The sequence below is a fragment of the Streptomyces sp. NPDC047072 genome (assembly GCF_040643855.1).
In the GTDB taxonomy this organism is placed as follows: domain Bacteria; phylum Actinomycetota; class Actinomycetes; order Streptomycetales; family Streptomycetaceae; genus Streptomyces.
This window is the reverse complement of the sequence record NZ_JBEYVC010000321.1, coordinates 1-4,831: the sequence shown is the minus strand read 5'-3', so window position 1 is coordinate 4,831 and position 4,831 is coordinate 1. Positions and strand designations below refer to the sequence as shown.

Below are 4,831 nucleotides of genomic sequence, written 5' to 3'. Positions count from 1 at the left end.
GAACTGCACAGTGGACGCGAGCATCTGTGGCCAAGTTTTTAAGGGCGCACGGTGGATGCCTTGGCACCAGGAACCGGCTGGTGACGCGTCCGCCGACGGGGGCCAGGACGGCGAGCGGGGCGAACAGGGGGACGACGGCCAGGCCCGCGAGGACCGCCGAGCGGTGCTGCACCGACTGGAGGAACAGCATCAGGACGAACAGGGTGCCGAGCGTGCACAGGTTCATGACCCCGGCGGTCGTGTTGGCCGCGGTGAAGGCGGGGCGCCCGAGCAGGGCGGGCGGCAGCATCGCGTCGTCGCCGCGCCGGCGTTCGGCCGTGGTGAGCGCCCCGAGGGCCGTCGCTCCCACGACGGCCGCGGTGAGGACCTCCGGTGCGCCTACGCCCCTGCGACCGCCCTCGATGAAGGCGTAGGTCGTCGCGAGCAGCAGCACCCCGCCGGAGAGCATCCCGGGCAGGTCGAGGGGACGGGCCCGCGTCTCGTCGCTCTCCCGGACCACCATCGCCGAGCAGACGCCCGCGGCCAGCACGATCGGCACGTTGATCAGGAAGATCGCCCGCCAGCCGAGGCCGTCGACGAGCGCTCCGCCCAGCAGCGGCCCCGCGGGCAGGGCGAGGCTTCCGATGCCCGCCCACACCCCGATCGCGCGGGCCCGGGCCGCGTCCTCGGGGAACGCCCGGCCGACGAGGGCGAGCGTGCCCGGCAGCAGCAGCGCGGCGCCCGCGCCCTGCACCGCCCGGGCGGCCACGAGCACCGGCACGGTCGGCGCGAGCCCGCAGGCCAGCGAGCCGATGCCGAAGACACCGAGCCCGGTCAGCACGATCCGCCGGTGCCCGTACCGGTCGCCGGCCGCGCCGCTGGTCAGCATGAGGGAGGCGAGGGCGAGCGCGTATCCGTCGACCAGCCACTGGAGCCCGTGCACGTCGGCGCCCAACCCGGCACCGATGCCCGGCAGGGCCACGTTCACGATGGTGACGTCGAGCAGCACCAGGAAGTACCCGGCGCACATCACGACCAGGACGGTGCGCGGCGAGCCGACCTGCCGCTCGGTGCTCACAGCCACCCTGACACTCCCGCCTTGCTGCTTGTGCGCCCGACCGTTCCGGGTGCCCTCGGGCCGGATCGCGAAACGGCCGGTTACCGGGGAGGCAGGCGGTGCAGCAGTACGTCCGTGAGCCGGCCGTCGGCGACGGTGGCCGTCATGTAGGTGCAGTGGGGCTGGCGGCGGCGGTCGGTCGGGGAGCCGGGGTTGAGCAGGCGCAGGCCGCCGGGGGCGGTGGTGTCCCACGGGATGTGGCTGTGTCCGAAGACCAGGACGTCGGTGTCGGGGAAGCGGGCGGCGCAGCGGGCCTCGCGGCCCTGGGCGGCGCCGGTCTCGTGGACGACGGCGAAACGCAGGCCCCCGAGATCGGCGTACGCGATCTCGGGGAGCCTGGCTCGCAGCTCGGGTCCGTCGTTGTTGCCGTACACGGCGACGAGCCGGGTGCTGCGGCTCTCCAGCAGGTCGAGCGTGGCCGCGTCCACCCAGTCCCCGGCGTGGAACACCACGTCCGCGCGCGGGAGTTCGTCGAGCAGCGGGGGCGGGAGGTGCTTGGCGCGCTTGGGCAGGTGGGTGTCGGACATCAGGAGCAGACGCACGGCCACACCTTAGAGGCGGCCCACCCCGCACCACATCGGCAGCGGCCCGGGGGCGACGGTGTCGTCCTCCGGGCGCCACTCCGGCAGCTGCACCACCCCGGGCTCCAGCAGCTCCGTGCCCTCGAAGAAGCGGGTCACCTCGGCATGGGTGCGGGGCGTGGCCCCGGCGTGCTGGGCGGCCCGCTCGTTGTAGACCTTCATCGACGCGGCGACCGCCTCCGTGCCGATGTCGGCGGCCGGATGGGAGAGCACGAGGTGGCTGCCGGGGGCCAGCGCGTCGAGGAAGCGCCGGACGATCGCGTGCGGATCGTCGCCGTCCGGGACGTACTGGAGGATCGCCACCAGCATGAGCCCCACGGGTCGTGAGAGGTCGAGCGTCTCCTGCGCGGCACCGAGGATGCGGTCGACCTCGCGCAGGTCGGCCTGGAGGTAGTCGGTGGCGCCTTCCAGCGTGCTGACGAGCAGCGCGCGGCCGTGGGCGAGGACGACGGGGTCGTTGTCGACGTAGACCACCCGGGCGCCCGGGTCGACGCGCTGGGCGACCTCGTGGGTGTTGTCGGCGGCCGGGATGCCGGTGCCGATGTCGAGGAACTGCCGGATGCCGGCCTGCTGGGCGAGGGTGCGCACCGCGCGGCCGAGGAAGGCCCGGTTGGCCCGGACGGCGGGGACGATCTGCGGGTTGGCGGCGGCCGCGAGGTCGGCGGCCTCCTGGTCGGCGGGGTAGTTGTCCCGGCCACCGAGCCAGGCGTTGTAGACGCGCGCGGGGTGCGCCACGGAGGAGTTGACCGGGGCCGGCCCGCCCGTCGGATGCTCGCTCGTCAACGTCCGCTCCCCTCACCACTGATCGTCAACTTCCGCTCCCTTCACCGCTGTTCGCCCGCCGGTGCCCACGCTATACCGGCGCGCGGGCGCACTTCGGCCGGGCCGCCGCTCCCGTGCGTCAACTTCTGGGCAAGGCGACGTCCTCCGCATCTCTGTGCGCATCCGGGCGCACCGCCCGTGCCGTCACGGGCCGTTGCCCTGCCGGGCCCGCGGGCGACACAGCGGCACCCCGCGACCACGCCACTAGCATCGCCCCCTGGACGCCATAGTGGGACGGCCCCGACAAATCCCCACGAAAGACCCGGAGATCCATGCCGGTCAAGGTCAGCGTCGTCATCCCCGTCTACAACCCCGGTCCCTACATCGAGGACTGCATCACCTCCCTGCGCAGACAGTCCCTCCCGCCCGACGAGTACGAGGCGGTCTTCGTCGACGACGGCTCCACCGACGGGACCCCCGCGCGGCTCGACGAACTCGCCGCCGAGGACCCCCGGTTCACCGTCCTGCGCCAGGAGAACTCCGGCTGGTCGGGCAAGCCGCGCAACGTCGGTATCGAGGCCTCCCGGGGCGAGTTCGTCATGTTCGTCGACAACGACGACTACCTGGGCCACGAGGCCCTGGAGCGGATGTACGACTACGCGGTGGCCAACGGCGCCGACGTGGTCGTCGGCAAGATGGCCGGCAAGGGGCGGCCCGTGCCGGTGGAGCTGTTCCGGCGCAACCACCCGCGCGCGACCGTCGCGAACGCCCCGCTCATCGACAGCCTGACCCCGCACAAGATGTTCCGGCGGGAGTTCCTCGACCGGATCGGCCTGCGCTTCCCGGAGGGCCGGCGCCGGCTGGAGGACCACGTCTTCGTCACCGAGGCGTATCTGCGGGCCGACAACGTCTCGGTGCTCAGCGACTACGTCTGCTACTACCACGTCAAGCGCGCCGACGCCGCCAACGCTGGGTTCCAGCGCTTCGACCCGGTCGGCTACTTCAAGAACCTGCGCGAGTCGCTCGACGTCGTCGAGAAGTACACCGAGCCGGGGGCGCTGCGCGACCGGCTCTTCCGGCGCTGGCTGCGCAACGAGATGGTCGAACGGATGCGCGGCAAGCGGCTGCTCTCCCTCCCCGAGGGCTACCGCCAGGAACTCTTCACCGAGATCCGAGGGGTCGTCGTCGAACGGTTCGGGCCCGGTGTGGCGGCCGGGCTGCAGCCCACCCAGCAGGTGGTCGCGGCGCTGATCGCCGACGACCGGCTCGACGACCTGGTGGCCTTCGCCGAGTGGGAGGCCTCCGTCGCGCCGAAGGCGAGGCCCGAGGGTGTCGAGTGGCGGGACGGCTCGCTGCGGATCGGCCTGTCCGCGGAGTTCGTGTGCGGCGACGCGCCGATGACGTTCCCCGCCGACGCCCTGGCCGCGCCCCTCGACGGTCCGCCCGCCTCCGTCGCCGAGGCGGTGGACTGGGTGGGCGCGCACACCGTGGACCGCTTCGGCTCCGCCACGGTCGACCTGCTGCTACGGGACCGGGCCAGCGCCGCCCAGTACTTCCAGCCGGTGGACTTCACCCGGGAGACGGTGACCGAGGCGGACGGGCGGGTGCGCCTGGTGCTGCGCGGCACCGCGAGCGTGGACCCGGCCACCGCGGCCGGCGGCACCCCGCCGGGCGCCGGGCTGTGGGACGCGTTCGTCCGCGTCAAGCTCGGCGGCTGGACCAAGGAGTGCCGGCTGGGTCCGGTGCCGGTCAAGGGGAGTTCGGCCGAGGCCGCCGGGGTCGTAGGCGGCCGGGTGGTGCTGCCGTACTGGACGGCCCGGCAGGGCAGTTTCGCCCTGGACGTCGACAAGGCGGGCAAGCGTCTGGGGTTCGGCCGGCTCGTCCCCGGCCAGGTCACCTGCTCCGGGGACCGCATCGACGTACCCGTGCCGCTGCACGTTCCCGAGGAGACGCCGGTGCTGCTGCGGCTCGCGCGGGTCTCGGGCGCCGCGTCCGTCGACGTGACCGGCAGGCTCTCGCCGCGGGGTGCCACGGCGGTGCTCGATGCCGCGCTGCCGGTCGACACCCTCCGGGGAGCGGAGTGGCGGGTCGCCCTGACGCCGGCGCCGGAGGCGAGCGAGCCCCGGTTCCACCCGCTGCCGCTCGCCCTGCGGGTCACATCGAGCGGTGTCCAGGCGGTGCGGCCCACGGTGCCGGGGGCCTGGCGACGGCTGGTCCGTGAGGCCGTACAGCTGCTGGGACTGCTGGCCGCACGCGTCACGGCGCGACGCGGGTAGCCCGCGCACGCGGAGCGGCCCGGACCTGGTCGCTGTCGTACGAGCCGTCGCCGCTGAAGCCGATGATCGGGTCGCCGGGGACGGGCGTACAGCAGCGGGCCAGTTTGACCCACACG

The 4,831-nt window shown here is 73.7% G+C and carries 4 protein-coding genes; 1 reads left to right on the top strand and 3 read right to left on the bottom strand.

Features of this window, described 5'->3' with window-relative positions:
- The 3 genes from ABZ896_RS52000 to ABZ896_RS51990 form a co-directional block, all read right to left on the bottom strand.
- The coding region (locus ABZ896_RS52000) for an MFS transporter (RefSeq protein ID WP_360946321.1) at positions 1-1,063 on the bottom strand (1,063 nt) is incomplete at its 3' end.
- A gap of 74 nt (positions 1,064-1,137) precedes the next feature.
- Complete coding sequence (locus tag ABZ896_RS51995) at positions 1,138-1,638, bottom strand: metallophosphoesterase (protein WP_360946318.1); 501 nt, start codon at positions 1,636-1,638, stop codon at positions 1,138-1,140.
- Between the two features lie 9 nt (positions 1,639-1,647).
- Positions 1,648-2,460, bottom strand: coding sequence for an SAM-dependent methyltransferase (locus ABZ896_RS51990; protein WP_360946315.1), 813 nt, complete (start codon positions 2,458-2,460; stop codon positions 1,648-1,650).
- Between the two features lie 311 nt (positions 2,461-2,771).
- On the opposite strand from ABZ896_RS51990, the gene ABZ896_RS51985 reads away from it, so the two are divergent.
- On the top strand, positions 2,772-4,715 hold the full coding sequence (locus tag ABZ896_RS51985; protein ID WP_360946312.1) for a glycosyltransferase family 2 protein: 1,944 nt from the start codon (positions 2,772-2,774) through the stop codon (positions 4,713-4,715).
- Positions 4,716-4,831: the final 116 nt, after the last annotated feature.